26 protein-coding genes are annotated in these 26213 nt (G+C 58.3%); 18 read left to right on the top strand and 8 right to left on the bottom strand.

The genetic code is table 11. The features are described from left to right. Window positions 1–89 precede the first annotated feature (89 nt). The 8 genes from B4U49_RS07665 (at window position 90) to B4U49_RS07630 (ending at window position 6011) form a co-directional block, all read left to right on the top strand. Complete coding sequence (locus B4U49_RS07665; RefSeq protein ID WP_078083982.1) at window positions 90–761, top strand: ubiquinone biosynthesis accessory factor UbiJ; 672 nt, start codon at window positions 90–92, stop codon at window positions 759–761. Between the two features lies 1 nt (window position 762). Continuing rightward, complete coding sequence (gene ubiB, locus B4U49_RS07660; protein WP_143735585.1) at window positions 763–2400, top strand: ubiquinone biosynthesis regulatory protein kinase UbiB; 1638 nt, start codon at window positions 763–765, stop codon at window positions 2398–2400. A gap of 59 nt (window positions 2401–2459) precedes the next feature. Continuing rightward, the gene (gene hisI, locus B4U49_RS07655) at window positions 2460–2885 is read left to right on the top strand and encodes a phosphoribosyl-AMP cyclohydrolase (protein WP_078083988.1); all 426 of its coding nucleotides are present in this window, start codon (window positions 2460–2462) and stop codon (window positions 2883–2885) included. Between the two features lie 12 nt (window positions 2886–2897). Further along, window positions 2898–3245 (top strand): phosphoribosyl-ATP diphosphatase, encoded by a 348-nt coding sequence (locus B4U49_RS07650; protein WP_078083980.1) that lies wholly within the window; start codon window positions 2898–2900, stop codon window positions 3243–3245. A 60-nt stretch (window positions 3246–3305) separates the two neighbouring features. After that, the gene (gene tatA / locus B4U49_RS07645; RefSeq protein WP_078083979.1) at window positions 3306–3560 is read left to right on the top strand and encodes a twin-arginine translocase TatA/TatE family subunit; all 255 of its coding nucleotides are present in this window, start codon (window positions 3306–3308) and stop codon (window positions 3558–3560) included. Between the two features lie 43 nt (window positions 3561–3603). Then, window positions 3604–4317, top strand: a complete 714-nt coding sequence (gene tatB, locus B4U49_RS07640; RefSeq protein WP_078083978.1) for a Sec-independent protein translocase protein TatB — start codon at window positions 3604–3606, stop codon at window positions 4315–4317. Continuing rightward, the gene (tatC, locus tag B4U49_RS07635; protein ID WP_078083977.1) at window positions 4314–5060 is read left to right on the top strand and encodes a twin-arginine translocase subunit TatC; all 747 of its coding nucleotides are present in this window, start codon (window positions 4314–4316) and stop codon (window positions 5058–5060) included. The genes tatB and tatC overlap by 4 nt, the downstream gene beginning before the upstream one ends. 138 nt (window positions 5061–5198) lie before the next feature. Further along, window positions 5199–6011: an alpha/beta fold hydrolase gene (locus tag B4U49_RS07630; protein ID WP_143735584.1), complete on the top strand. Its 813-nt coding sequence runs from the start codon at window positions 5199–5201 to the stop codon at window positions 6009–6011. Between the two features lie 32 nt (window positions 6012–6043). On the opposite strand, the gene B4U49_RS07625 is transcribed toward B4U49_RS07630, so the two are convergent. Continuing rightward, window positions 6044–6277 carry a hypothetical protein gene (locus B4U49_RS07625; protein ID WP_078083975.1) on the bottom strand — a complete coding sequence of 78 codons (234 nt, stop codon included), beginning with the start codon at window positions 6275–6277 and terminating at the stop codon, window positions 6044–6046. Here B4U49_RS07625 and B4U49_RS07620 point away from each other — a divergent pair. Beyond that, the gene (locus B4U49_RS07620; protein WP_078083974.1) at window positions 6276–7457 is read left to right on the top strand and encodes an aminopeptidase; all 1182 of its coding nucleotides are present in this window, start codon (window positions 6276–6278) and stop codon (window positions 7455–7457) included. The genes B4U49_RS07625 and B4U49_RS07620 overlap by 2 nt on opposite strands. On the opposite strand, the gene dtd is transcribed toward B4U49_RS07620, so the two are convergent. Then, on the bottom strand, window positions 7388–7834 hold the full coding sequence (gene dtd, locus B4U49_RS07615) for a D-aminoacyl-tRNA deacylase (protein WP_078083973.1): 447 nt from the start codon (window positions 7832–7834) through the stop codon (window positions 7388–7390). The genes B4U49_RS07620 and dtd overlap by 70 nt on opposite strands. A 96-nt stretch (window positions 7835–7930) precedes the next feature. Between dtd and B4U49_RS07610 the strand changes: the two genes are divergently transcribed. The 5 genes from B4U49_RS07610 to B4U49_RS07590 all read left to right on the top strand — a co-directional run bounded on the left by B4U49_RS07610 (window position 7931) and on the right by B4U49_RS07590 (window position 15267). Beyond that, window positions 7931–10054 carry a prolyl oligopeptidase family serine peptidase gene (locus B4U49_RS07610; RefSeq protein ID WP_078083972.1) on the top strand — a complete coding sequence of 708 codons (2124 nt, stop codon included), beginning with the start codon at window positions 7931–7933 and terminating at the stop codon, window positions 10052–10054. A 49-nt stretch (window positions 10055–10103) separates the two neighbouring features. Further along, window positions 10104–11126, top strand: coding sequence for an NAD-dependent epimerase/dehydratase family protein (locus tag B4U49_RS07605; protein WP_078083971.1), 1023 nt, complete (start codon window positions 10104–10106; stop codon window positions 11124–11126). A 205-nt stretch (window positions 11127–11331) separates the two neighbouring features. Next, on the top strand, window positions 11332–12186 hold the full coding sequence (locus B4U49_RS07600) for a mechanosensitive ion channel family protein (protein WP_204903010.1): 855 nt from the start codon (window positions 11332–11334) through the stop codon (window positions 12184–12186). A gap of 157 nt (window positions 12187–12343) precedes the next feature. Continuing rightward, window positions 12344–14227, top strand: coding sequence for a DUF885 domain-containing protein (locus B4U49_RS07595; protein ID WP_078083970.1), 1884 nt, complete (start codon window positions 12344–12346; stop codon window positions 14225–14227). Window positions 14228–14490: 263 nt separating this feature from the next. Beyond that, the gene (locus B4U49_RS07590) at window positions 14491–15267 is read left to right on the top strand and encodes an outer membrane protein (RefSeq protein WP_078083986.1); all 777 of its coding nucleotides are present in this window, start codon (window positions 14491–14493) and stop codon (window positions 15265–15267) included. A gap of 140 nt (window positions 15268–15407) precedes the next feature. Here B4U49_RS07590 and B4U49_RS07585 read toward each other — a convergent pair whose 3' ends face one another. Then, window positions 15408–17087, bottom strand: a complete 1680-nt coding sequence (locus tag B4U49_RS07585; protein WP_078083969.1) for an NAD-dependent malic enzyme — start codon at window positions 17085–17087, stop codon at window positions 15408–15410. Then, window positions 17084–17332 (bottom strand): hypothetical protein, encoded by a 249-nt coding sequence (locus tag B4U49_RS07580; RefSeq protein ID WP_143735583.1) that lies wholly within the window; start codon window positions 17330–17332, stop codon window positions 17084–17086. Before B4U49_RS07580 ends, B4U49_RS07585 begins: the two co-directional genes overlap by 4 nt. Here B4U49_RS07580 and B4U49_RS07575 point away from each other — a divergent pair. Then, a complete protein-coding gene (locus B4U49_RS07575; RefSeq protein ID WP_239692510.1) occupies window positions 17322–17714 on the top strand; it encodes an acyl-CoA thioesterase in 393 nt (130 codons plus the stop codon). The two genes, B4U49_RS07580 and B4U49_RS07575, sit on opposite strands and share 11 nt — an antisense overlap. A gap of 79 nt (window positions 17715–17793) precedes the next feature. Here the strand turns inward: B4U49_RS07575 and B4U49_RS07570 are convergent, their stop codons facing one another. Together B4U49_RS07570 and B4U49_RS07565 are read right to left on the bottom strand one after the other, a co-directional pair. Further along, window positions 17794–18222, bottom strand: a complete 429-nt coding sequence (locus B4U49_RS07570) for an Hsp20/alpha crystallin family protein (protein ID WP_078083966.1) — start codon at window positions 18220–18222, stop codon at window positions 17794–17796. A 152-nt stretch (window positions 18223–18374) separates the two neighbouring features. Further along, on the bottom strand, window positions 18375–19514 hold the full coding sequence (locus tag B4U49_RS07565; RefSeq protein ID WP_239692509.1) for a GGDEF domain-containing protein: 1140 nt from the start codon (window positions 19512–19514) through the stop codon (window positions 18375–18377). A gap of 50 nt (window positions 19515–19564) precedes the next feature. Here B4U49_RS07565 and B4U49_RS07560 point away from each other — a divergent pair, with 50 nt between their 5' ends. The 3 genes from B4U49_RS07560 to B4U49_RS07550 all read left to right on the top strand — a co-directional run bounded on the left by B4U49_RS07560 (window position 19565) and on the right by B4U49_RS07550 (window position 23609). Then, on the top strand, window positions 19565–20107 hold the full coding sequence (locus B4U49_RS07560) for a macro domain-containing protein (protein ID WP_239692508.1): 543 nt from the start codon (window positions 19565–19567) through the stop codon (window positions 20105–20107). A gap of 133 nt (window positions 20108–20240) precedes the next feature. Continuing rightward, window positions 20241–20804 (top strand): glutathione S-transferase family protein, encoded by a 564-nt coding sequence (locus B4U49_RS07555; protein WP_158078578.1) that lies wholly within the window; start codon window positions 20241–20243, stop codon window positions 20802–20804. Window positions 20805–21074: 270 nt separating this feature from the next. Continuing rightward, complete coding sequence (locus tag B4U49_RS07550) at window positions 21075–23609, top strand: TonB-dependent receptor plug domain-containing protein (protein ID WP_143735581.1); 2535 nt, start codon at window positions 21075–21077, stop codon at window positions 23607–23609. Between the two features lie 65 nt (window positions 23610–23674). On the opposite strand, the gene typA is transcribed toward B4U49_RS07550, so the two are convergent. Both typA and B4U49_RS07540 read right to left on the bottom strand, forming a co-directional pair. Further along, the gene (gene typA, locus B4U49_RS07545) at window positions 23675–25483 is read right to left on the bottom strand and encodes a translational GTPase TypA (RefSeq protein WP_078083964.1); all 1809 of its coding nucleotides are present in this window, start codon (window positions 25481–25483) and stop codon (window positions 23675–23677) included. A 361-nt stretch (window positions 25484–25844) separates the two neighbouring features. Beyond that, window positions 25845–26213, bottom strand: a 369-nt coding sequence (locus B4U49_RS07540) for a lysozyme family protein (protein WP_476703367.1), incomplete at its 5' end; no start/stop codon positions are given.

Raw genomic sequence — 26213 nt, 5'->3', positions numbered from 1 at the left:
GGTCCCTCTTTTCGACAGTCCCGCAAACAGACCCCGGAATCGACACCTTCTCGTCGGGGTTGTGAGCTCGGAACAGAATCACCAAAAGAATGACCGACCCCACCTTCCGCGCCGGCTTCGACGCCACTCTGGAAACCGCCATCAACTCCGCACTCCGGTATGACCCAGGTACGCGCGCGCGCCTTGGAAAACTGGCGGGAAAGGTGCTGGCAGTAAAGCTGACGGCACCGGCCATGACTCTGTTTATGGCGATCGAAGACGATGGCGATGGCGGTTTTATCGAGGTGCACGGTCGCTGGAATGGCGAGGTGTCCACCGAGCTGTCCGGTTCGGCGATGGCGTTTGTACAACTGCTGCGCAACCGAGATGCCACCCCGGCCAAACTGGGGGTGACGGTGCGCGGTTCCAGCGCGCTGCTGGCGGAGCTGCAGTCGATCCTGCGGGATCTGGATGTCGACTGGGAGGAGCCGCTCGCAAAGTTGATTGGCGATACCCCGGCCCACCAGCTTGGAACGGGTGTGCGTATGGCGGCGAGCTGGCTGAAGGGCGCGCTGGGTGCGGCGCCGAAGGCGGGTGCAGAAGCCGTGAGTGAGGAGTGGAAGGTGACACCGCCGCAAGCGCAGTTCGAGGCGTTTGCCGAGGATGTGGCGGAGTTTGCTCAGGGGGTCGACCGGCTGGAGGCGCGTATCGACATTTTGCGGCGCAAGCTGGAAGGTCGCCAGTCACCGGATGAACGCAAACCGGGTCAGGGGAAAGATTGACGTGCCAGTAGCGAGAAGCCTGACCATCGCGCGGATTTTCCTGCGCTATCGACTGAACGAACTGGTGCCCGCCGAGCATCAGCCGCTGTGGCTGCGCGCGATGTGGGCGCCGGCGAGATTGTTGCCGGTCGGCGGTAAGATCAAGCGGATGAGCCGCGGTGAGCGGCTGCGACGGGCGCTGGAGGATCTGGGGCCCATTTATGTGAAGTTCGGACAGCTGCTGTCCACGCGCCCGGATCTGCTGCCGCCGGATATGGTGCTGGAGCTGAACCAGCTGCAGGACAATGTACCGCCCTACCCGGCGGATCAGTGTATTGCGCGCATCGAAGCGGCACTGGGCGCACCGGTGGACGAGCTGTTTGCGGAATTTGAGCGCGAGCCGCTGGCATCCGCGTCGGTGGCCCAGGTGCACGCGGCGCGTCTGAAAGACGATCGGGGCGCACCGGGAAAGTCGGTGGTGGTCAAAGTGCTGCGGCCGGGTATCGACAAGATCATCCAGCAGGACCTGCAGCTGTTGCGGCATATCGCGCGCTGGATCGAACGTTTTTTGCCCGACGGTCGTCGCATGCGGCCAGTGGAGGTCGTCGAGGATTACCGCCACACTATCGAGGGCGAACTGGATCTGGTGCGGGAGGCTTCCAACGGCTCCGAGTTGAAGCGCAATTTTGCCAATTCGCCGCTGCTGTACATTCCCGAGGTCTACTGGGACTACACCCGCGACAATGTGCTGGTACTGGAGCGTATTGACGGGATTCCTGTCACCGACCTGGAGCAGTTGCGGGCCCAGGATACCGATATGGAGCTGCTCGCCGAGCGCGGCGTGGAGATATTCTTCAAGCAGGTGTTCGAGCACAACTTCTTCCACGCCGATATGCACCCGGGCAATATATTTGTATCCCGGGAAAATCCGCAGCGGCCGAAATATATCGCCATCGACACCGCCATCGTCGGCAGCCTTACCCGCGAGGACCAGTACTATTTGGCGCGTAATTTGCTGGCCATGTTCCGTCGGGATTATCGGATGGTGGCTGAGCTGCATGTGCAGAGTGGCTGGGTGAACAAAAATACGCCGGTCAATGCTTTTGAAGCGGCGATCCGGTCCGTGTGCGAGCCGATTTTTGAGAAGCCCCTGGGAGAGATTTCCTTCGCGCGGGTACTGATCAGCCTGTTCCAGACTGCGCGGCGCTTCGATATGGAAGTGCAACCGCAACTGGTGTTGTTGCAGAAAACCCTGCTCAATATCGAGGGGCTGGGACGACAGCTTTATCCGCAACTGGATCTGTGGAAGACTGCCCATCCATTTCTCGAGCGGTGGATGCGCGAGCGTATTCACCCCAAGACCATCGTCGGTGAAATCCGGCGATACGGACCAGAATGGCTGGAAAAATTCCCCCAACTGCCGCAAATGGCGTTCTCTGCCCTTGAGCAGGGGCAGCAGCTGGGACCGCAACTGCAGCAGTTGAGCGATCAGCTTGCTGGCAGTCGCCAGCGCGGGCGTGCCCGCTATGCGCGCATGATCGTGGGAGGGCTGCTCGCGGCGGGTGCGGCGCTGGTGGCTTCCCCCGGATTGCTGGCGCAGATACCGGTGGCCAGTTGGGTACTGGGGGCGGCGGCACTGGCCATGTTGCTCTGGCCGTGAGCTGCCGCCCTGAAGCGAACTCGCCAGCCTACAATAACGAATGCAGTAAGGACGCACACGTGAGCGAAACCGATTTCACCCAAGCAGTCAGCTGGAATAGTGACGGGCTGGTGCCTGCCATTGCGCAGGATTTCAAAAGCGGCCGGGTGCTGATGATGGCGTGGATGAATGCAGAGTCCCTGCGACTCACCGTGGAGGAAGGGCGCGCTGTCTACTGGTCCCGCTCGCGCGGCAAGCTCTGGCGCAAGGGTGAATCATCCGGCCACGTGCAGCAGGTGCGTGAAATCCGCCTCGATTGCGACGGCGACACGCTGGTGCTGATGGTGGAGCAGCTTGGCGGCATCGCCTGTCATACCGGTCGCACCAGTTGCTTTTACCAGGTGCTCGAGGACGGGCAGTGGCAGATCCGCCAGCCGGTGATCACCGATCCGAAAGATATTTACACCAGCGCGCAGAGCGCCGAGACGAAAAAGAACGCGGAGTAAAAGGCCAGCGCCATGAGTAATATGCTGATACAACTGGATCGCGTACTGCGGATGCGCATGCAACAGGGGGATGCGGAGTCCTCCTATGTCGCCAGCCTGCATCACAAAGGGTTAAACAAGATACTGGAAAAGGTAGGCGAAGAGGCCACCGAACTAGTGCTTGCGGCGAAAGACGCCGAGGGCGAGGATTTGGACAGCGACGCACACAAGGCACTGATCAGTGAAACCGCGGATCTGTGGTTTCATTCGCTGGTGATGCTGGCGCACCTTGGGACGGATTCCCGCGCGGTACTGGATGAACTGGGGCGCCGTTTCGGTCTGTCCGGACTCGAAGAAAAGGCCGCGCGCAAGCAGGACTGATTTGAATTTCACCGGCCCAGGCCGATACAAGATCAAGAATTTTATTCAGGAGTATTTCACATGGGTATTAGCTGGCAACAACTACTGATTCTGCTGGTCATCGTACTGTTGATTTTCGGTACCAAGCGTCTGCGCAACCTCGGTGGCGATCTGGGTGGCGCCATCAAGGGCTTTAAAAAGGCCATGAAGGAAGAGGGCAAGAAAGACGGCGAGGAAGAAGATGCCGACAAAGATCCGGAACTGCTTACCAAGGACGAAAACGCCAAGCCCCAGCAGAAAACAACCAGCGAAGAAAAGCAGTCCCAGGACAAGTAATCCTGGCACCGGCATCGTCCGCAACTGATAGAGCGAACCGCGCGTGTTTGATATCGGATTTTTTGAATTACTGCTGATCGGTATTGTTGGCCTGGTGGTCATCGGTCCCGAGCGCCTGCCGGACGCGGTGCGCACCACCGTGCGCTGGTGGACGCAACTGAAGCAGACCCTGAGCAGTGCCAAAGACGAACTGGAACGGGAAGTGGGCGCCGACGATATCCGTCGCGAGCTGCACAACGAGCGCGTATTGCGCGAGTTGCGCGAAAGCCAGGAGGCGATGGAGCGCACTTTCACTGATGCTGAACGTAAATTCGAGCAGGATCTCAAGGCGGTGGAAGCCCAGGCGCAATCGCTGAAGCAGGACGCCGAGAGCGCGGGCGAAGCAGCGCCGGCAAAGGAACTGCCGTCAGAGCCGGATGTGGCGGCGGACCAGCGTCGGCAGGCCGCGGATTACCTCCCAGAAGAAGATCGCGAAGCGCGCATCGATGAGAAATCCAGTGAGGAGTATCTGCCGGAGGAAGATGAAGACGACGAGGATCAGGAAGATCCCGAGTATCCCGAGCATCTGCACGACCACGGCGACCCGCAATACAACCCGCACCACCCCGATCATTTCAAGCACGAAGAAGATGAGGCCTGGGCGGAAGTGGATCGGCTGGACCCGGCGGAGACCGAGGATCGTGCCGGTAAAAGTGCGCAATCGGCAAGCCCCGCAAAAAGCGACAGTGCTGGCCAGGTGGAAGACAAGCGTCAATGACCGAGAAAGACCAACCGTTTATTGAGCATCTCATCGAGATGCGCGATCGCCTGCTGAAAACGCTGATGGTGGTGGTGGCGATATTTGCCTGCATGGTACCGTTCGCCAACGAAATCTACGAATTCGTAGCCGACCCCCTACAGGCTCGCCTGACCGAGGGCGCAGGGATGATTGCCACCGAGGTGACGTCTCCGTTCCTGACCCCGTTCAAGACCACCTTTGTGCTGGCGTTCTTTGTTGCTATTCCCTTTGTGCTGTATCAGTTCTGGGCATTTATTGCCCCCGGCCTGTACAAGCACGAAAAGCGTTTGATCGCGCCGCTGATGTTTTCCAGTATTTTCCTGTTTTACGCGGGCATGGCATTCGCCTACTTCGTAGTATTCCCGCTGATCTTTGAGTTTTTTATCAGCTCCGCATCCGCGGATATCAAGGTGTTGCCGGACATCCGTAGCTACCTGGATCTGGCGCTGAAACTGTTTTTTGCCTTTGGCTTCGCCTTCGAAATTCCCATTGCCACCGTATTGCTGATCTGGAGTGGTGCTGTCACCGCCAATGATCTGGCGAAGAAGCGCCCCTACGTGATCGTCGCCTGTTTCGCCGTGGGCATGCTGCTCACCCCGCCGGATGTCATTTCCCAGACTCTCCTGGCCATTCCCATGTGGCTGCTGTTCGAGGTGGGCATTTTCTTCGGTCGTTTGATCAAGAAGCGCGGAAAAAAGGAAGCGGAAGTCGAATCGCCCTGATGTCATCCGCGGGCCCGTAAGCAGCGTACAAAACCCTGAGAGATCCCGTGCAGTGGTCGTGCACCAGCTGCGCGTGTTCTTGGGAGGTGTGCTCGATTTGATGGCGGAATTTCCGGGAATTCCTGAGGGTGGCGCTCTGTGGTATTACACAAATCCTGTCTGGCAGTGACCTGTACCCTGGGGTTACTAGTGGCGCTGTGGATGCCCTTCGCAGCGCATTCCGCGCAGCCCCTTCTTGAGAAAGAGGGGGGCTCGGACACAGCCGCTAAGGCCTGTGTCATCCTGTTGCACGGTATCACCAAAGATTCCTCGTCGATGCGCTCGATCGAGCACGCCCTGCAAGCGCAGGGCTATCACACGGTCAACCTGGACTACCCCTCCCGCAGCAATCCCATCGAAGTACTGGCCGGCGAAGCGATTCCGCAAGGACTGGCGGCGTGCAAGGAAGCCGACACGGGAGAGTTGCACTTTGTCGCCCACTCCATGGGGGGCCTGCTGGTACGGTATTTCTACGATCGGCGTGATGTGTCAGGCGTCTCCAGTGTCGTGATGCTCGGCACGCCGAATCAGGGCAGCCGCCTGGGCAATTTCCTTTCCTGTATTCCGTGGATCAAGGACCTGAATGGCCCGGCCGGCAAGCAGATGGGCGTTGACCGGAACAGCATTCCCAACCGGATGGGACCGGTGCATTTTCCCCTCGGTGTGATCGCCGGTACCCGTACATTCAATCCCCTGTTCGCGGCGATTATCAGTGGAAACGACGACGGCCGGGTGGGTTTGCCCAGTACCTACGTCGAGGGCGCCTGCACGCGCGTCACCTATCCACTCACCCACGACAACCTTACCGACGATCAACGGGTGATCGATCAGGTAGTGGCGTTTTTAAACACTGGAAGTTTTCGCGGTGATGAAGTGGAGACTTTTCCCTGTGCGAATCCGCCGCGGAAATGAGTGGGGGCTTTTCGGTAACGGCTGTTTTTCCCTCAGGAATAAATTGCGACTATGCTGGAAAAGCCGGCCACCAGAACCGCCAGTGGCAACAACCGCTGACGGTGGTGACTGTCGAATAACAACAGCGCCAACGGGATCGGCGGGCAAAGAATAGCGAGCACCGTGAGGCCTGTGGATTCAGCGACACTCAGCCGCAATACCTGAATCCACAAAACGGCGCTGAGAACCATCGTAAAAACCAGTGAGACCGCTGCCACGGGCTGCATGGATATTTCCCTTAAACGTTTCTTCGCTTACCTAAAGTTAGCTGTTTCCAACCTGGTTGGCAGCGGCAGGCGTCGGCTATTGCCAATTACCCTGGCAATCCTGGGTACACTTTCCCTGACCGGTTGTGAGACCGTGCATTTTTACTCCCAGGCCGCCACCGGCCAACTCAAGATCCTCGCCGGGCGCAAATCCATCGATCGCCTGGTGGCGGATGAGAAGACCGACCCCAAGCTGAAGCTACAACTGGAGTGGGTGCGCGCGATCCGCGCCTATGCGGCCGGTGAGCTGCAACTGCCTGTGGAAAGCGCCTACAGCGATTTTACCCAGCTGGATGGCGAATATGCGCTGTACAACCTGATCGCGGCGCCGGAGTTTTCCCTGTCGCCGAAACGCTGGTGCTACCCGATTGCGGGATGTGCCAGCTATCGCGGCTATTTCGACAAAAATGACGCAGTGCGTCAGGAGGGACGCCTGCGTGCCCAGGGCTACGACGTCTACCTGGGCCCGGTGCCCGCCTACAGTACGCTCGGCTGGTTCGACGACCCGGTGCTGTCGAGTTTCGTAAACTGGAAGCCGGACCGACTCGCCAGCCTGCTGTTTCACGAGCTGGCACACCGGCGGGTGTATATTTCTGGCGATACCCGTTTCAACGAGAGCTTTGCCACCGCGGTGTCGCGGATTGCACTGCCGGAGTGGCGGCGTCGTAACGGCATACCGCAGCCCGCAGTAAAGAGCGTGGCCCAGGCCCGGCGGGTAAACGGACTGATGGTGGCAGCGCGCAAACAGTTGCAGTCGATTTACGACGACACAGGCCTGGGCATCGAGGAAAAGCGTGCGCGCAAGGCCGAGACCCTGCAGCGGTTGCGCCGATGCTATCGCGAGGCCTCGGCGGGCTGGGTACAGGATGAGAAATTTGCGCGTATGATCGAGAAGACCAACAACGCGACCCTGGCACTGGTGAGTGAATACCAGTCCCAGGTGCCTGCGTTTGTGCAGCTGTACCGGGACAGCGGCGAAGACTGGGAGGCGTTCTACGCCGCGGTGGAGCAGCTGGGTGCGCAGTCCAAGGACACCCGCAAGGCGCGCCTGAAGGCACTCAGCGAGCGGGCTCAGGCTTCCAGCAAGAAGGTGACCGGGCCATCGTTACAGAGCGATACCTGCATGTCCGTGGCGAACTGACCGCCGGCCACCGGGAATTCCTCGCCGGTTTTCGCGCGTGCCTGTTGCAGGAAGTAGTCGTACAGCGCTTCCGCCTGCTGCGGGGTGGCGCCGCGACTGAAACTGGGGCGCAGGCCCTTGGCCGTATCCGCCACCAGAGTAAACTGGCTGACCACCAGCAGGCCACCGCCGGCCTGCTGCACGTTCAGGTTCATCTTGCCCTGCTCGTCGCTGAATATGCGGTAGTGGAGTACCTTGTGCAGCAGTTTGTCTGCGGTTTCCTCGGTATCTGTGGCTTCAACGCCCAGCAACAGCAGAATCCCGTGGTCGATGGCGCCGACGTTTTCACTGCTCACTTCCACTTTCGCGTGCTTTACCCGTTGAATCAGGCCTTTCATCGATAACCTCTTCTAAAATGCTGTTACCCGCTAGAACGCTGGCGGCGAATTTTCTAGATTAGCCCACTGATCGCCAATAAAAAACCGGAAGTCTCCATGAAGAAAACCGCCTTCACCCTGGGTGCCGTGTGTCTTGCTGTCGCGGCTGCGTTCGCCGTCAGCGACGAGGGCCAGCCCGAATACCCCGAAACCAAGACCGTTGAGCAGAAAGACGACTACTTCGGTACCGAAGTCAGTGATCCCTTCCGCTGGCTGGAGGCGCAGGAGTCCGGGGCGGTGAAGTCGTGGGTGACGGCGCAAAACGAATTTTCCCTGCCCCATCTCAAGGCGCTGCCGGGCTGGCAGAAGATCAATGATCGCCTGACCGAGCTGTGGGAGTACGAGCGCTATGGTGTGCCCTACAAGAAGGCCGGCCAGGTGTTCTACGAATACAACGACGGCAGCTGGGACCAGAGTGTGTTTTACACTACCCGCGACATCTCCAAAGACGGGCATGTGGTGCTGGATCCGCGCACCCTCAGCGAAGATGGCACCATCGCCGCCAAGCGCTACTCCGTCAGCCCCAACGGTCGCTACCTGGCCTACGGCACTTCCGACGGCGGTACCGACTGGACCGATTACCATGTGCGGGATCTGAAAACTCGTCGACTGATTCCCGACCGCCTGACCGGGATCAAGTTTAGCGGTGCAAGCTGGGCTAAGGATGAAACCGGGTTTTACTACAGCCGCTATCCGTTCGATGAAGACGGTAGTGCCGATGACAGCAAGCAGGTCTCGGTCTACTTCCACAAAATTGGCGACCCCCAGAGCAAGGACCAGCTTGTCTACCAGATCACCGATCACCCCACTCGCAACCCGGGCGCAGAAGTCAGTGACGATGGGAAATACCTGATTCTGGGTATTTTCGATGGCTACGACAGCAACGGTATCTACTACAAGGACCTGAGCGCCCCCGATGCGAAAGTGGTGAAGCTGCTGGATGATTGGGATGCGCTGTATACCTATCTGGGTAACAGGGGCAAAACTTTCTATTTTGAAACCAACGCAAATGCGACCAACGGTCGCATCATCGCCATCGATCTGGATCAGCCGGACAAGGCGCACTGGAAGACCCTGGTGCCCGAGCAGAAGGATGCCCTGCAAGGCGCGAGCCTGATCGGCGGCCGCTTCGTGCTGCACTATCTGGAGGATGCAAAATCCAAAGTGGTGGTGACCGATCTCAATGGCAGGCAGCAATACCAGTTGAAGCTGCCGGGTATGGGAACGGTAGAGGGGTTCTACGGCGACCCCGACGATAGCGAGACCTACTACTCGTTCAGTAACTTCCTGACGCCGCCCAGCATTTACAAGCTGGATGTGGCCAGTGGGAAATCGGAGAAAGTCAAAGCGCCGGAATATCCTGCGGACTTTTCCGACTACACGATCAGCCAGCATTTTTTCAAAAGCAAAGACGGCACCCGTGTGCCGCTGTTCCTGGTGCATAAAAAAGGCCTGAAAAAAGACGGCAAAAACCCAACGCTGCTTTATGGATACGGTGGCTTCAATGCCGCCCAGCTGCCGAGCTTTTACACCCGCTTCGCCGGCTGGCTGGATATGGGCGGTACCTTTGCCATGGTCAATCTGCGCGGAGGCAGTGAGTACGGCGGCGCCTGGCACAAGGCGGGCACCAAACTGCAAAAACAGAATGTGTTCGACGATTTTATCGGCGCGGCAGAGTGGTTGATCGAGGAGAACGTCACCTCGCCGGAAAAGCTCGGCATTATGGGGCGTTCCAATGGCGGCCTGCTGGTGGGCGCTACTGAAGTGCAGCGTCCTGAACTGTTCAAGGTGGCGCTGCCGATTGTCGGTGTGCTGGATATGTTGCGCTATCACACCGCTTCCGCCAATGCCCGTCAGTGGTCCAGCGATTACGGCCTGTCGGAAAACAAGGACGAGTTCGCTGCGCTTTACGCCTACTCACCGGTACACAACACCAAAAAAGGTACCTGTTACCCGGCGACCCTGATCACCACCGCGGATCGCGACGATCGCGTGGTTCCCTGGCACAGTTACAAATTTGCCGCAGCGTTGCAGCGGGACCAGGGCTGTGACAACCCGGTCTACCTCGCGGTGGAAACCCGTGCGGGGCACGGTGCCGGTAAGCCGGTATGGATGCAGGTGGAGGATTTTACCAACCAGTATGCATTTCTCGCCGATGAACTGGGTTTGAAGATAGAGTAGTCTCGTAGTTCCCGGGCGGCGCCGCCGCCCGACGAATCAGAGAATCGGAATGCACGCATTTGTGACTGGAGGCACTGGCTTTCTCGGTGCCAACCTGATCGAACAGTTGGTGAGTGACGGCTGGCAGGTAACCGCCATGCATCGCGCGGGTGCCAACGTCCGCAGGTTGGAATCCCTCGGTGCAACGCCGGTACAGGCGGCCCTGGACGATGTGGCATCCCTCGAACGCGCGCTGCCCGAGCAGGTCGATGCCATCTTCCATCTTGCCGCCAATACCAGCATGTGGCGCGGTGGCAATGCCCAGCAGTGGCGGGACAATGTGGAAGGCTCGGCAAATATTGCCCGCGTTGCACGCCAGCAGTTTGCCGCCCGGCAGCGTCCGGGCAGACTGATCGTCACCAGCTCCATTTCCGCCTACGGTTACCACCGCACGCCCATCAGCGAAGACAGCCCCAAGCTGGCGGATGATCCGCGGCATCACTACTTGTACAGTAAAAAACGCGCGGAACTGGCGGTGCGCGAGGAAGTGGCGCAGGGACTGGATGTGGTATTCCTGAATCCCTGTGGCATCGTCGGCAAATACGATGTTTCCAGTTGGGCCCAGACCTTCTTCATGCTCGCCGAGGATCGCCTGCCGGGGGTACCGCCGGGCAGCGGCTCCTTCTGCCATGCCGGTGCGGTGGCGCGCGCCCATATCGATGCCTTCCACAAAGGGCGCAGTGGTGAGAATTATATTCTTGCGGGTACTGATGCCAGCTTCCTGGAATTCTTCGGCATGATCGCACGCCTTGTTGGCAAACCCGTCCCCACGCGCACCACACCCGCACTTTTGATCCGTGCTCTGGCGCAGTGCAACGACCTTGTGGCCCGGGTGAGTGGTCGCGAACCGGCACTGACCCCGGAAAAAGCAGCGATGATCACCCGCCGGGTCGTTGCCGAAAGCAGTAAGGCCACAGCGGAACTGGGTTATAGAAATGACCTCTCCCTGGAGGATATGCTGCGAGAATCGCGAGACTGGTTGGTAGCCGAGGGCCTGCTCGTCATTGAGGCACCTCGTGGGGAGGCGCATTGATGAATCGCCAAAACCTGATCTTCATCCTGGTGATGACCTTGCTGGTATTACAGCTGGTGCAGCATTACTTCTTTTCCGGTGCGCAGTAGCCCGTTCGCCTGCTGTCGGAAGAAATACACGAAAGCTTTTTACGGTTACCTGGCCGCCACTGCGGCCGGTGCCTTATTCTTGATCGCCAATCCCCGCCGCTTACAGGAGAAATATTGTGGATGGTTTGAAAGCACAGATGGAAGAACTGTGGCCCGTGGTGATGGACGTGGGGCTCAACATACTGTGGGCAGTGCTGGCGCTGATCGTTACCTGGATAGCGGCGAAGCTTGTTTCGCGCGCGGTCAATCGCCTTACCGAACGCGGGATTGACGAAACCCTGGTGCCGGTACTGGAAACCCTGGCAGTGTGGGGCACCTACGTCATTGGCGGCCTGGTGGTGCTGGATATTTTCGGGGCCAACACCACGTCGCTGGTGGCGCTGCTCGGTGCCGCCGGTCTCGCTGTGGGCCTCGCCCTCAAGGATACCCTGCAGTGTATTGCCGCCGGCTTCGTGCTGCTCGGATTGCGTCCGTTCCGCGTGGGGGAGACTATTCAGTTCGGCAGCACCATCGGCACCGTGCGCAAGATCGGCCTGTTTACCACCGAGATGGATACCCCGGATGGCCTGCGTATTTCCGCGCCCAACGACAAGGTCTGGGGCGAAACCCTGACCAATTTCACCCGCAATGCCAGCCGCCGTATCGAGATTATCGCCAGCATTGCCTACGGCGACGATATTGAAACCGGCATGCGCGTGCTGCGCCAGCTGGTGGCCGACGAGCCGCGCATCCTCACCGACCCTGAACCCGCCTACGCCGTGCGCGCCCTGGCAGACAGCTCGGTGAACCTGCACCTGCGCGCATGGGCCAAGACCGACGACTACTGGGATGTGTACTGGGAGCTGATGAAAAAGCTCAAGCCCGCGCTCGAGGCGGAGGGGCTCACCATCCCGTTCCCGCAGCGGGAGCTGCATATCGTGAACGGGGCGGAAAAAAAGCTGGCGAAGGCGGAAACCCTCGAGCAGGAATAATCCACCGATTCACCACTGGTCCCGTGTGGCGGTAAATTCATCGCGACGGTATCGACCGGGCCCGGCCAGCATGCGATGTTGGCCGGCTGAATTTTATTTCACGTTGTATTTCACTCTGTGTAACAACAAGACTTCAAAACCCTAGAGGCAATTACCTATGCGTAAAACGCTCCTGAGTCTGGTGATAGCGACCGCAATCGCGGGCTGTCAGCAGGCAGAAGAACCCAAGCAGACCACTGAAACTGCCGAAGCCACCTCGGTACAGGCCCAGGACCAGGCCACCCAGGCCGGAGACCAGCAGGAAGAGACCAAGCGTCTCGTCGAGTGGTTTGACAGCAAGTACGAAGAACAACTGCAGTTCAGCCCGATCCAGCTCAGCTACCTGGGTCGCAAGGAGCAGTACGACAAAATCGACGACATGAGCAAGGCCGCGTCCGAGCGCGAGCTGGCGTGGAAGAAAGCCACCGTCGAGGAGATGAAGGAACAGTTCGATTACGACAAGCTGACCCCGGCGGGCAAAGAGTCCTACGACCTGTGGGTACACCAGTACGATCAGGAGAAGGCCAACCAGCCGTTCTGGGATTACTCCTACTTCGCCAGCGAGCTGGGCGGTCCGGAAGCCCAGTTCCCCACCTTCCTGATCAACCAGCACAAGGTCGACAGCGAGCAGGATATGCGCGACTACATCGCCCGTATCGGCGGTATCAGCCGCGCCCTCGGACAGTTGCTGGAGCGCGCCCAGGATTCTGCCAGCAAGGAAATCCGCCCGCCCCAGTTCGCCTACGACCTGGCGATCGAACGCGCACAGAAGGTCACTTCCGGCCAGCCGTTTGGTGAAGGTGATGACGCACCGCTGATGGCGGATGCGAAGAAGAAAATCGCCGCGCTGAAAGAAGCGGGCACCATCGACGACGCCACCGCCAAAGACCTCCAGGCGCAGGTGGAGAAGGCACTGAGCGGAGAGCTGAAGCCTTCCTACGACGCGTATATTGCGTGGCTGCAGGAAGACCGGGTAAACGCGGATGAAGAACCCAAGGGTGTATCCGAGTTGCCGGATGGCGATTCCTTCTACAACAACCGCTTGGCCAACTACACCACCCTGCCGCTGACCGCGGACGAAGTGCACCAGATCGGTCTCGATGAAGTGGCGCGTATCCGCAAGGAAATGGAAGCCATCAAGGACAAGGTAGGCTTCGACGGCGACCTGACCGAATTCTTCGCGTTTATCCGCACCGATGACCAGTTCTACTATCCGAATACGGATGAAGGGCGCAAAGAGTACCTGGAAGAAACCCAGGGCTTTATCGACGATATCCACAAGAAGCTGCCGGACTACTTCGGCATCCTGCCCAAGGCGGGTCTCGAAGTGAAGCGGGTTGAGGCTTTCCGTGAAGTGCCCGGCGGCGCCCAGCACTACGTACCGGGCACCCCCGATGGCTCCCGTCCCGGCACCTACTATGTGCACATGTCTGACATGAGCGCGCTGTCCACCACCGATATGGAAACCGTGACCTATCACGAGGCCATCCCCGGCCACCATATGCAGATCTCCATCGCGCAGGAGCTGGAAGGTATTCCGCAGTTCCGCACCCAGGCGCACTTCACGCCCTACGTGGAAGGCTGGGCTCTGTACTCGGAGAAACTGTCCAAGGAGATGGGCCAGTTCCAGGATCCGTACAAGGATTTCGGTCGTCTGACCGCGGAAATGTGGCGCGCCATTCGCCTGGTAGTGGATACCGGTATGCACGCCAAGGGCTGGAGCCAGGATCAGGCGGTACAGTACTTCCTGGATAATTCCGCGATCCCCGAGGGTGCGGTGCGTTCGGAAGTGCGTCGCTACCTGACCGTTCCCGGCCAGGCCACTTCCTACAAAATCGGCATGCTGAAGATCGAAGAACTGCGCGGCAAGGCGGAAGAAGTGCTGGGTGACCAGTTTGACATCCGCGCCTTCCACGATACCGTTCTTGGTGGTGGCGCTCTGCCGCTGCCGCTGCTGGAAAAACGTGTCAACGACTGGGTTGAGAGCGTCAAGGCCGGTTAAATAACGCGGTTAGCAGCACACAAGAAAATGGCGGGCCAAAGTGCCCGCCATTTTTTTATGGCAAAAAAATATCACGCCTCGAATTCCTCAATTCACGAAAAAAATCGCTACGCAAAATATCCCGTTCCGGATCAGGTTTTTTATGCGCGCTTGGGCAATCTGTGAAAAGTGGCAGATTTTCAGACTGCAATGATATTTATCAAAATCCACTGCCGAAGGTGCCGCGTAGCAATGACACAATTTGTGATGAATGGGAAGAAATCATGTTGCAGAAAAAATCTCTCGCTCTGGCAATTGCGCTCGGTATCGCTTCCTCTGCGGTGTACGCAGACGGTTTTTATGTGAGCGGTAGCCTCAGCTATAACGATATGGATGACACCGTGAACGACGGCGTTTTCACCAGAGAATTTATTACCGGTCCGGGTACCACCATTCCCGCCGGGGTCGCCCTGCCCGCGGGGACCGATGTGCGCTGGCGCACCGATGTGGACAGCGGCGCCGGCGTAAATCTGGCGCTCGGTTGGCGTATGGATGCCCTGCGTTTTGAAGCGGAGTACGCCTATGCCAAACACGATGTGGATCGCCATTTCGGTGTGTCGGCTGCGGATATCCCGCTGGGCAGTGAAGACGCCGGTGTGCTGGTAAGCGGTGCACCGGGCAACCTGGGTATTTCTGTAGCCGATCTGGTGGCAGACGGACGCGGTGATTTTACTGCCGACTATCTGTTCGTGAACGCGTATTACGATTTCGACGCGGGCTGGTCGCTCAATCCATATATCGGGGCAGGTTTGGGTAACGCATGGGTAGATGTGGATTACAGCCCGTCGAACGTGTCGATCATAGACGACGATGACAGCGTGTTCGCCTACCAGTTGATGGCGGGCCTCAATTACCAGTGCAACGAACAGCTGGAGTTTTTTGGCGGGCTGCGCTGGCGTCAGACCGATGACATTGATGTGAATTCAAAATTATTGCCGGCGTCTTTCGAAATAGAAAATGAAAGCTGGCTCGCGGAAATCGGTGCGCGCTGGACCTTCTGACCGGGCATTCAGACTTTGCCTGAAAAAAACTCACAAGGCCTGCAGCCAGGCCTTGTGAGTTTTCTACTCCGCACGCACTCGCAATCGATCATGAGTGCCCTCTTGTCCCCTTTGCGGCTCCCTCGCGCAAAGGGGTTTTTTTAAAACGCCACGCGACGGTAGCGGCGGTAATTGGGCGACCAGAAGTTTTTCTCGATATTCCTTTCCAGCTTTTCCTCGGTGATACCCGGGGCCACGCCGTCTTCCTGGGCCTGCTTGCCCACCGCCATGGCAATGGCCTTGCCCAGCTCGCGGATTTCCGACAGCGGCGGCAGCAGTGCGCCACTGCCGTGTTTCACCACCGGTGCATGTTCTGCCAGGGCATTGGATGCTGCCATCAACATGTTTTCCGTCACCCGGTTGGCACCAGACGCGATCACACCCAGGCCGATACCGGGGAAGATATACACATTGTTGCACTGGGCAATGGGGTATTTTTTATCGTTGAGCTCCACCGCTCCAAACGGACTGCCAGTGGCGACCATGGCTTCACCGTTGGTCCACTCCAGGACTTCCTGAGGTGTGGCTTCGGCGCGCGAGGTGGGGTTGGACAGTGGCATCACCAGCGGGCGCTTGCAGCCCTTGTGCAGGGCTTCAATGGCGGCTTGGGTGAACAGGCCGCCCTGGCCGGATACGCCGATCAGGATGGTCGGCTTGACTTGCTCGATCAGGGTCTGCAGATCCCACTCCGGTGCCTGGGGATAGCGCTCGGTGCTCTGCGCCAGCTTTTCCTGGAAGTCGTGCAGGCCTTTCATTTCATTGGTGACCAGCCCGTAGCGGTCAAACATGTAGATGCGCTCGCGGGCCTTCTCGTCTGTCAGCCCTTCCCCGACCATGGCCGACACTACCTGTTCGGCAATACCACAGCCCGCGGAGCCGGCACCCACGACCAGCACTTTTTGTTTGGAGAGCTTCTCTTCCTTGGCCTTACACGCTGCGAGCATGGTGCCCAGCGCCACGGATGCGGTGCCCTGGATATCGTCGTTAAAGCAGCAGATCTCGTCGCGGTAGCGCTTCAGCAGCGGCATGGCGTTGGTCTGTGCGAAGTCCTCGAACTGCACCAGCACCTTCGGCCAGCGGCGCTTCACCGCGGCGATGAATTCCTCGATAAATTCGTCGTACTCCTCCTGGGAGATACGCTCGTTGCGCCAGCCCATGTACATGGGGTCATTCAACAGGGTGCGGTTGTTGGTGCCCACGTCCAGGGTGACCGGCAGGGTGTAGGCCGGGCTGATACCACCGCAGGCGGTGTACAGGGACAGTTTGCCGATGGGAATGCCCATGCCGCCGATCCCCTGGTCGCCAAGGCCGAGGATGCGCTCGCCGTCGGTTACCACGATGACTTTCACGTTTTCCTTAGTGGCACTGCGCAGGATGTCGTCCATATGCTTGCGGTCCGGGTAGGACACAAACAGGCCGCGGTGATTGCGGTAGATATTGGAGAACTCTTCACAGGCCGCGCCCACAGTGGGGGTGTAGATAATCGGCAGCATCTCCTCGATATGTTGCTCGATCAGGCGGAAAAACAGGGTCTCGTTGTCGTCCTGGATGGCGCGCAGGTAGATATGGCGCTCCAGGTCCGTGCGGCACTGCTGGTACTGGTGGTAGGCCCGGCGCACCTGTTCGCTGATGGATTCGACATTGTTCGGCAGCAGGCCGATCAGGTTGAATTCGATGCGTTCCTGCAGGGTGAAGGCACTGCCCTTGTTGAGCAGGGGGATTTCCAGCAGGGATGGCCCGGCGTGGGGGATATACAGGGGGCGTTTAGCTTTCTGGGTCATAAAAAATAGACAGCAAATAACAAGAGAATGGAAGCTGTACGGCGTTGTACGGTGGCGGGTGCTACAAGGTTGCTAGTGATAGCGTAGCCAATCAGGGTGCCGCATTTTACGCTGCTCTGGCCCAATCTGTCTTTTGCATTGGCAAAATCGCCCGGCGTTTCGGCCCAGCTGGCCGATTGCGCCACGGGCTGGTTAAATACTCCGCTTCCCCAATCCACCCCGTACATGAGGATAATGATGTTCACGTACCAGGTTGAACCTCGCTTCAGTGAATCCGACGCCCTCGGGCATATCAACAACACCGTGGTACCAGTATGGTTCGAACAGGGGCGCACGCCGATTTTCGCGCTGTTCAATCCCGACCTGGCACTGGACGGGTGGAACCTGATCCTGAAGAAGATGGATGTGGATTTTGTCGCGCAGATCTATCTGTTCTCACCGGTGGAGATACGCACCTCCCTGCGCGCGGTGGGCAATACCTCCATGACCATCCACCAGGAGGTATGGCAGAAGGGCAAGCTGGTGGCCCAGGGCGACTGTGTGATGGTGCACTTTGACTACAAGCAGCAATGCAAGGCGGAGATTCCGGCGGAAGTGCGTGAAAAGCTCCTCACCCATCTCTCCTGAACGGGACCCGATAGAATCTGGTTCGGGGCCTTGGGGGCCGGACTCTGCCGGCCCTCTGCTGACTGTTAATGTGTGCGATTCAGTGAATCTGGATGCGGTGGGTAACCGGCTCCTTCGGTTCTGACTTGGGCACCTTCAAGGTCAGCACGCCATCCTTGAAGGTCGCATCGATATCCTCCTCGCGGATATCTTCACCCAGGTTAAAGCTGCGGGTAAATTTGCCGTAGCGACGCTCCTGACGCAATACCTTGCGGTCTTCATCGTCCTCGGAGTGCTGGTGCATTTCCGCTTCGATGGTCAGAACACCGTTTTCCAGGGTCACATCCAGGTCTTCTTTGCGGATACCGGGCATTTCCGCGCTCACTTCATAGCAATCTTTGCGCTCGTGGATATCCACCCTCGGGGTGAAGAATCCGCTGCGGGACTCACCCCTGGATTGTCCGGTATTGAAAAATTGCTCTACGATTTCGTCGAAATCGAGCATGGTGTCTCGTGGAATTAGTTTCATAACGCTTTCCTCCCGAGCCGTTGCATTCACCGGTGCGAGGCAAAGCCCTCCACACCGGGCGGGTGCTGACATTATAGGGAGGGGCCTGCGCTTTCGCAGGCCGTCGGGATCGGGGATTTGGGGGGCTGGAAGGCAGTGCAGCGCCGCCGTGCTCAGGCGGAGACCACCTGGTTGCGCCCGGCATCCTTGGCCCGGTACATCCGGGAGTCGGCCTCGGCGAGCAGCTGACCGTGGTCGGCCTGTGTTGCGCCGGCGCCGCCCTCGGCCACGCCAAAGCTGATGGAAATCGTGACCGTTTCTTCATACTGGTCGCTGAGTGACTCGACCTTGTGGCGCAGTTTTTCGGCAAGTATCCCGCCGCCTTCCACGTCTGTATTCGGCAGCAGGATCAGGAACTCCTCCCCGCCCCAGCGCGCGACGATATCGTCGGTGCGGGTATTCTCGCGCAGTATCTTCGCCACATCCTGAAGTACCCGGTCGCCGAAACTGTGGCCGAAGGTATCGTTGATTGCCTTGAAGCTGTCCAGGTCGCCGATCAGTACGGTGTAACGCCCGGCCAGTTCGCGATTGCGACGCTCCAGCTCGTCGATTGCCTTGTAGGCTTCGCGACGGTTGGAGAGTCCGGTCAGCGCATCGGTGCAGGCGTGGTTTTCCAGCTCTGCGGTCAGCCTGTGCAGCATCTGCTGGGTCTGGTGGCGGCTGCTGTCGAGGATCGCTGTGAGTGCGGTGAGTGCGCCAAACACCGCGATAAAACGCGCGCGGTGGGCGGTATCGTACTGGGCGAGCAGGCCGGGAAAATCCGGGAAAAACAGGATCAGCGCGGTGGCCGCACCAACACCTGCCAGGGTGACCGTGCCCCATTTGTAGCCATACAGGTTGATAAACCCGGGTACCAGCATCACCGCCCACATCAGGCCGGTATTGTTCACGCCGCCAGACAACAGCAGGTAAAAGTAGAGCACCAGCAACAGCGCGCCTACCAGTATCGGAGTCTTGCGGCTGGGGCCGGCCACGTTCACGCCGATATAGGAGAGAAGAATTACGCCAGCGACACAAAACAGGGTCGCGGCGAGAACCAGGTCTGCTCCCATCAGTGCAATCACACCCATGGCGCCTGTTATGGCGAGCGCGAAGATCAGCATATAGCCGGAGGCCTGGATGCGTCGGCGTAACTCGAGTGCACGGGCCTGGGTAATGGGATCGGCAGCGGAGACATCCCGCGGGGGTGCCTGATGATTTTGTTCTGCGGTTTTTTCCATGATGTGGCGTACTGTGTTTACGGCCAAATCCATCGGCCGATAATTCGGAAGCCCCGTTTCGCGGGAGTCAGCAGGCTATAGTAATGGGGAACGGGATTGGCGCGGAGGCCACCATGGGACAGCTGCAGCTGATTTGTGACAATGTTCTCACTATCGAGGCTGATGCACTGGTTTGTCCGGCGCACAAACACCTGATCCGCGGGCGCGGTTTGTCCGCACAGATCTATGACCGCGCCGGACAGGAGCTGGTGAGTGAGTGCTCACAGTTGCCCGAGTGCGGGGTGGGGGAGGCGCGTATTACCAGTGCACCCAACCTGCCGGTGCACTACCTGTTGCACACGGTCACGCCACAGTGGAGCAGTGGTGACCAGTGGGGAGCAAAGGGCATCGCACAATTGCGCCAGTGTTATCAGAGTGTGCTGGCACTGGCGCAAGAAAGAAACCTCAAGCGTTTACTGTTTCCGGCACTGGGTGCCGGCACCAACCGTTTCCCCCACGAAATCGCCGCACATCAGGGGCTGGAAACCTTGCAGCAGTCACTCGAAGATTTTTCCCTGATAACAGTGTGTCTGCACAGCCGCAGTGCGCTCGCTACCTGGCAGCAAGTGCGCGAGCGATTTTCCTAGCCTTGGGGAAATCTGACCACGCCACGCGCGCCCCCTTTCTCGACAGCCTACCGTTTTGTTATTGCCCAATATCTGCCTTTTCGACATGATCGGCCACTCTGTTAACAAGTGGATAAGGAAAAGGAAAAACGCGATGAAACTTTTTGGCAGCCTGACTTCACCCTACGTGCGCCATTGTCGTCTGGCTTTAATGCAATCCGGTCTGGACTGGGACATGGTGGAGCTGGATATCCACAGTACTACCGAACCGGGCACGCCTACGCTGCGAGTTCCCTTTCTGGAGGACGATGGCGTAAAGCTGACCGATTCCACGTCGATCGTAAAATACGTGCGTGAGAAATCGGGGCGTGCGTTTATTCCCGACGCACAGGATCTTGACCGTTACTGTCTAGCCAACACCTTGATGGATGCCGCGATCAATCTGTTCCTGCTGGAGCGCAGTGGGCTCGATGTCGATGCGAACGTATACACCCGCCGGCAGAAATTGCGTGTTGAAAAAATTCTCGAAGAGCTGGATTCCGCGCCATTACCTGAACCCGGCAAGCTTGGCGATGCAGATTACCGTGTCGCAGTGGGGGTGGCCTGGGGTGTGTTCCGCAATCGATTTTCTATTGATGCCCACTCGAACTTGCAGCGCTTGTTGGAAATTGCCGGGCAGGATGAATTTTTCGTCGAGACGTCGCCGCCCATAGTCTGAGGATACAATAGCAATAAAGTCATTAATGACTGTTTTGCAATGTATCTGAATATTAAACCTGACTTTGCTGGTTTTCTTGGATCTTCTGATTTTTTCGCAATGGCTGTCGCGAGCTTTTCGGTGGACTTCGCTACGCTAATGCTTTCCAATCAGTTTGAGCGCAAGCGGTGACCGTTTCACACTTCGTGTTCATCGCGATAATTTCGACGATTCAATCTTTACGCCGAAATTTTGCTCCAAAAAATAATAAATGCTAATTGGAGAGAAACCATGAAGGTCCAACAAATAGTTACTTCGCTTTCCCTGGCGGCACTGGCCGGCAGCCTGGGAATACCTGCATTTGCACAGACCAGCGGCGATGCCCAGGAAGTGATTGAAGAAGTGGTTACCGTGGGTTCCAGAACCAAACCCCGTTCGGTGACAGAATCCCCCGTGCCGGTGGATGTACTCAACGCAAATGACCTGGCCAAGACCGGCAGCAGCGACATGCTCGACTTGCTCAAGGGTTCGGTGCCTTCCTTCAACGTACACGACCAGCCGATTAGCGATGCTGCATCGATGATCCGCCCGGTGAACATGCGTGGCTTGTCTTCGGATTCAACGCTTATTCTGGTCAATGGCAAGCGCCGTCATCGCGCATCTGTCATTGCCTTTCAGGGCGGTGGTCTGAACGATGGCGCGCAGGGTCCGGATATTTCTGTGATCCCGAGTATCGCGCTCAAGCAGGTTGAAGTACTGCGCGATGGTGCGGCGGCCCAGTACGGTTCCGATGCTATTGCCGGGGTGATGAACTTCGTGCTGAAAGACGACGCCGAGGGTGGTTCCCTGGAAATCAAAAGCGGCGAGTTTTTTGAGGGCGACGGCCAGACCACGACCATGTCCGGCAACTACGGCATGCCCATGACCGATTCCGGTTTTCTGAATTTAAGCTTCCAGTTGAAGAATGCGGATGATACCTCGCGCTCGGTACAGCGTCCCGATGCACAGGCCATGATCGATGCGGGCAATACCGCCGTGCCGGAGCCGGCGCAAATCTGGGGTTCGCCCAAGATCGAAGATGACCTGACCCTGTTTGCTAATTTCGGCATCGACCTGAAAGACGGCAGTGAAATTTACGCGTTCGGTAACTATTCCAACCGCATGGTGGATGGCGGATTCTATTACCGAAACCCGAATGGCCGTGAAGGCGTATACACGGACGGTGACGGAGTTCGACTGGTCGGCGCGCTGGATGGCAATGCGGCGAGTTGCGATGCCTACCGCACCACACCATTGGACGATGGTTCCGATATGGTGAATTCCGGGTTGATAGATGACGCTAACTGTTTCGTCTTCAATAAAATGATCCCCGGCGGCTATACCCCGCGCTTTGTCGGCGACATTACCGACACCGCATTTACCGCGGGTCGTCGCGGTGAGTTCACCGATGGTTTCATGCAAGGCTGGAATTATGATGTCAGCGGCTCCGTTGGTCGCAACGAGGCAGCATTCGGCCTGAATAACACCATCAACCCATCGTTTGGCCCGGACAGCAAACGCAATTTCGATACCGGTTCCTACATTCAGCTGGAAAAGACGCTGAACTTCGATCTGCAAAAGCAGTTCGATACCCTGAGTCTTGCCATGGGTACCGAGTGGCGTGAGGAGTCGTTCCAGATCATCGCCGGTGAAGGCATGTCCTGGCAGGTGGGACCGCTGGCGGAGCAAGGCTTCAATATCGGTTCACACGGTTTTGCCGGCTTCTCCATTGATTCCGCAGGTACCGCAGAGCGCAGTAACTATGCGCTGTATATGGACGTCGAGAACCAGATGACCGATGACCTGTTACTGGCCGGCGCCGTGCGCTACGAAAACTTTGACACCTTCGGCGATACTGCCAATTACAAGCTGGCCTTTAACTGGCAGCTGACCGACAACATTGCCTGGCGCGGCTCCCACAGCACCGGTTTCCGTGCTCCGACCATGGGCCAGGCCTCGGTGGTCAATACCCAGACCTCCATTGTGGGTGGCCAGTTGACCCAGGCGCAAACCCTGCCCGCCACCAAGTTGGGTGAAGCAGAATTGATGCCGGAAGAGTCGGTGAACTTTGCCACGGGCCTGGTAATGTCTGCCGGTGCGGTGGATGTAACCATCGATGCCTACTACATCGAAGTGGAGGACCGCATTGCGCTGACCGATAACGCCGCCCCCACCGACGCCCAGCGCGCGGCGATGGCGTTAGCCGGTGTGCCCAATCCGGAATTGATCGGACAGATCAACTATTTCGCCAACGACTTTGATACCGAAACCACCGGTGTCGATGTGGTGGCAACCTACGGTGCAGAGCTGATGGGCGGTGCTACGGACTTCAGCCTGGCCTACAACTGGACCAAGACTCAGGTAAATGGCGGTGACGCCACCTGTGGCGGTGCCTTTTTGAATAACCAGGGGGAAATCTGTAAAGCGGTGCGCCTGGAGCGCGGGCTGCCTGAGCATCGGGCTTCTTTCACCATGGCACAAAACTGGGACAAGCTCAGCGCCTTCGTGCGTGCGAACTTCTATGGTGAGTACGTAGGGGTTCACGCTGACTGGTTTGGCGAGCAGCTGGGTTCTGCGTTTACCCTGGATATGGAAGCTTCCTACCAGGCAACCGAATCCATTTTCCTGACCGCCGGTGCATCTAACTTATTGGATGAAAAAGGTGGAAAGATCGATGGCTCTATTGTCGGCGAAGCGAATAATGTGCTGGGTGGCCAGTACTACGAAACTTCGCCTTTTGGTATTGGCGGTGGTTTCTACTACCTGAAAGCCAGTTACGAGTTCTAAAACATTTCGCTGTTTTAGAGATAAAAAAAGCGCCCCCAGGGGCGCTTTTTAATTTTCCAGAAGAATTACTTCTTCGCGCGCTTGCGCATATTTTCCTGCAGGATTTTCTTGCGAATCCGGATACTTTCCGGAGTCACTTCCACCAGCTCATCGTCTTCGATGAATTCCAGTGCCTGTTCCAGGGTGTGACGGATGGGCGGTGACAGGGTCAGCGCATCGTCGGTACCGGAGGCGCGCACGTTGGTGAGCTGCTTGGCCTTGGTGGGGTTTACCACCAGGTCGTTGCCGCGGGAATGAATGCCGATCACCTGGCCTTCATACACTTCCTCACCGTGGCCCATGAACAGGCGGCCGCGATCCTGCAGTGCAAACAGGCCGTAAGCCAGGGTCTTGCCCTTGGTCATGGATACCAGCACGCCGTTGATACGCTTGGCTACATCGCCCACCTTCACCGGACCGTAGTGGTCAAAGATGCTGGTCATGATGCCGGAGCCGCTGGTGATGGTCAGGAACTGGGAGCGGAAACCGATCATGCCGCGGGACGGTACGATAAAGGTCAGGCGCACGCGGCCTTTGCCGTCCGGTTCCATATTGGTGAGGTCGGCTTTACGCAGACCCAGCTCTTCCATGATTGGACCCTGATGCTGCTCTTCCACGTCGATGACCACTTCCTCGTAGGGCTCGTGGATCTCGCCGTCGACTTCTTTCTGTACCACTTCCGGACGGGATACGCCCAGCTCGAATCCTTCGCGACGCATGGACTCGATCAGAACCGACAGGTGCAGTTCGCCGCGGCCGGATACCTTGAACTTGTCCGGGGAATCGCCCTGCTCCACACGCAGTGCCACGTTATGGATCAGCTCCTGGTCGAGGCGATCCTTGATGTTGCGCGAGGTTACGTACTTGCCTTCTTTACCAGCGAACGGAGAGTCATTCACCTGGAAGGTCATGCTTACGGTGGGCTCATCCACGGTCAGTGCCGGCAGCGCTTCCGGGTGGTCCGGGTCACACAGGGTGTCGGAAATGTTCAGTTCGCCCACACCGGTGATACACACGATGTCACCGGCGCTGGCCTGTTCCACTTCAACTCGCTCGAGGCCCAGGTAACCCATTACCTGCAGTACCTTGGCTTTGCGCTTGTTGCCGGCGCTGTCGAGGATGACTACCTGCTGGTTCGGCTTGAGAGTGCCGCGGGTGATGCGGCCCACGCCGATCACGCCCACATAGCTGTTGTAGTCCAGTGCGGAAACCTGCATCTGGAAAGGACCGTTCAGGTCGACCTTGGGCGGCTCAACCTTGTCGACGATCATCTGGAACAGCGGGGTCATGTCTTCGGCCATATCGGTCTCGTCGAGACCGGCGATGCCGTTCAGTGCGGAGGCGTAAACCACCGGGAAATCCAGCTGCTCTTCGGTAGCACCGAGGCTGTCGAACAGGTCGAATACCTGGTCCATCACCCAGTCGGGACGCGCGCCGGGGCGGTCGATCTTGTTGATTACCACGATCGGGTTCAGGCCCTGCTCGAACGCCTTCTGGGTCACGAAGCGGGTCTGCGGCATGGGGCCGTCCACCGCGTCTACCAGCAGCAGTACCGAGTCCACCATGGACAGTACGCGCTCTACCTCACCGCCGAAGTCGGCGTGCCCGGGAGTGTCGACGATGTTGATGCGGTAGTCGTTCCAGCGAATGGCAGTGTTCTTGGCGAGGATGGTAATACCGCGCTCTTTCTCCTGATCGTTGGAGTCCATCACCCGCTCGGCATCGGCGCTGCGGCGGTCGAGGGTACCGGACTGCTGGAGCAGCTTGTCCACCAGGGTGGTCTTGCCGTGGTCAACGTGGGCGATGATCGCGATATTGCGAAGATTGTCTATCACTGGGGGCCTCTGGGCGTAATGCGTGATTGGGCGTGACCTATTGGTCGCGCCGTAGAATTGGGTCAGGCGGGGGCTGGGCTGAGACTAGGAACAGCGGCTATCCGGCCAAGGCGCGCGCATTATAGAGGTGATGTGTGGCAATTGGGAGTCGGATTGGCGGAAATTTGTGCGGTTTCGGGATTCAGAGGGCGACATTTCGCCCCCGGCGCAGGGTTAGGGCGCGGCGTGCTATCGGTAAAATTCTGCAGAATCGATCTTTATACGCCGGTCAATATGGTCCGGGATCCTATAAATGGCCGGTTCCAGACAACAAAGTAATCTCGCCTGGCTTGGCCTGACCGCTCGCGCAAGGTAATTCATGCTAAAGGCTCGCCTGCCGATGTGACACCCCGGCCATCGCAGGGGTGCAGGGGCCTGCGGTGTCTCGCAGCCATTCGGGCCACGCCGACGCGATCGCACAGTGGATGACGCCCACTTCCTGCTGCCGCTGGTACGCTTCCAGTAGCGCCGCATAGGTGCGGAAGCGCTGTGAAATTTTGCGCACATAGTCATAGGGCTCCCGGCCCCGAGCGTAACCGTAGCGCGCTTTGGAGTAATATTTTTTCTCCGAGAGCAGCAGCATGGCCTTCTCGACATTGTTGAACCAGACTTTCCGGTCCCAGCCCTTCTCCTCCGCGAGATCTTGTGCGTCGTAGACGTGCCCCAGCCCGGCATTATAGGAGGCGAGGGT

This window comes from Microbulbifer mangrovi (assembly GCF_002009015.1).
Lineage (GTDB): Bacteria > Pseudomonadota > Gammaproteobacteria > Pseudomonadales > Cellvibrionaceae > Microbulbifer > Microbulbifer mangrovi.
This window is presented reverse-complemented; position numbering and strand designations above follow the sequence as displayed.

What these genes read in the sequence shown, in the direction of transcription:
- B4U49_RS07620 (WP_078083974.1), top strand. Translation starts at nt 6,276, where the DNA reads ATGGATATTTCCCTTAAACGTTTCTTCGCTTACCTAAAGTTAGCTGTT.
- B4U49_RS07550 (WP_143735581.1), top strand. Translation starts at nt 21,075, where the DNA reads ATGAAGGTCCAACAAATAGTTACTTCGCTTTCCCTGGCGGCACTGGCC.
- B4U49_RS07665 (WP_078083982.1), top strand. Translation starts at nt 90, where the DNA reads ATGACCGACCCCACCTTCCGCGCCGGCTTCGACGCCACTCTGGAAACC.
- B4U49_RS07555 (WP_158078578.1), top strand. Translation starts at nt 20,241, where the DNA reads ATGAAACTTTTTGGCAGCCTGACTTCACCCTACGTGCGCCATTGTCGT.
- B4U49_RS07575 (WP_239692510.1), top strand. Translation starts at nt 17,322, where the DNA reads ATGATGTTCACGTACCAGGTTGAACCTCGCTTCAGTGAATCCGACGCC.
- B4U49_RS07605 (WP_078083971.1), top strand. Translation starts at nt 10,104, where the DNA reads ATGCACGCATTTGTGACTGGAGGCACTGGCTTTCTCGGTGCCAACCTG.
- B4U49_RS07590 (WP_078083986.1), top strand. Translation starts at nt 14,491, where the DNA reads ATGTTGCAGAAAAAATCTCTCGCTCTGGCAATTGCGCTCGGTATCGCT.
- B4U49_RS07650 (WP_078083980.1), top strand. Translation starts at nt 2,898, where the DNA reads ATGAGTAATATGCTGATACAACTGGATCGCGTACTGCGGATGCGCATG.
- tatA (WP_078083979.1), top strand. Translation starts at nt 3,306, where the DNA reads ATGGGTATTAGCTGGCAACAACTACTGATTCTGCTGGTCATCGTACTG.
- B4U49_RS07560 (WP_239692508.1), top strand. Translation starts at nt 19,565, where the DNA reads ATGGGGAACGGGATTGGCGCGGAGGCCACCATGGGACAGCTGCAGCTG.
- tatC (WP_078083977.1), top strand. Translation starts at nt 4,314, where the DNA reads ATGACCGAGAAAGACCAACCGTTTATTGAGCATCTCATCGAGATGCGC.
- dtd (WP_078083973.1), bottom strand. Translation starts at nt 7,834, where the DNA reads ATGAAAGGCCTGATTCAACGGGTAAAGCACGCGAAAGTGGAAGTGAGC.
- B4U49_RS07585 (WP_078083969.1), bottom strand. Translation starts at nt 17,087, where the DNA reads ATGACCCAGAAAGCTAAACGCCCCCTGTATATCCCCCACGCCGGGCCA.
- B4U49_RS07565 (WP_239692509.1), bottom strand. Translation starts at nt 19,514, where the DNA reads ATGGATTTGGCCGTAAACACAGTACGCCACATCATGGAAAAAACCGCA.
- B4U49_RS07625 (WP_078083975.1), bottom strand. Translation starts at nt 6,277, where the DNA reads ATGCAGCCCGTGGCAGCGGTCTCACTGGTTTTTACGATGGTTCTCAGC.
- B4U49_RS07570 (WP_078083966.1), bottom strand. Translation starts at nt 18,222, where the DNA reads ATGAAACTAATTCCACGAGACACCATGCTCGATTTCGACGAAATCGTA.
- B4U49_RS07610 (WP_078083972.1), top strand. Translation starts at nt 7,931, where the DNA reads ATGAAGAAAACCGCCTTCACCCTGGGTGCCGTGTGTCTTGCTGTCGCG.
- B4U49_RS07595 (WP_078083970.1), top strand. Translation starts at nt 12,344, where the DNA reads ATGCGTAAAACGCTCCTGAGTCTGGTGATAGCGACCGCAATCGCGGGC.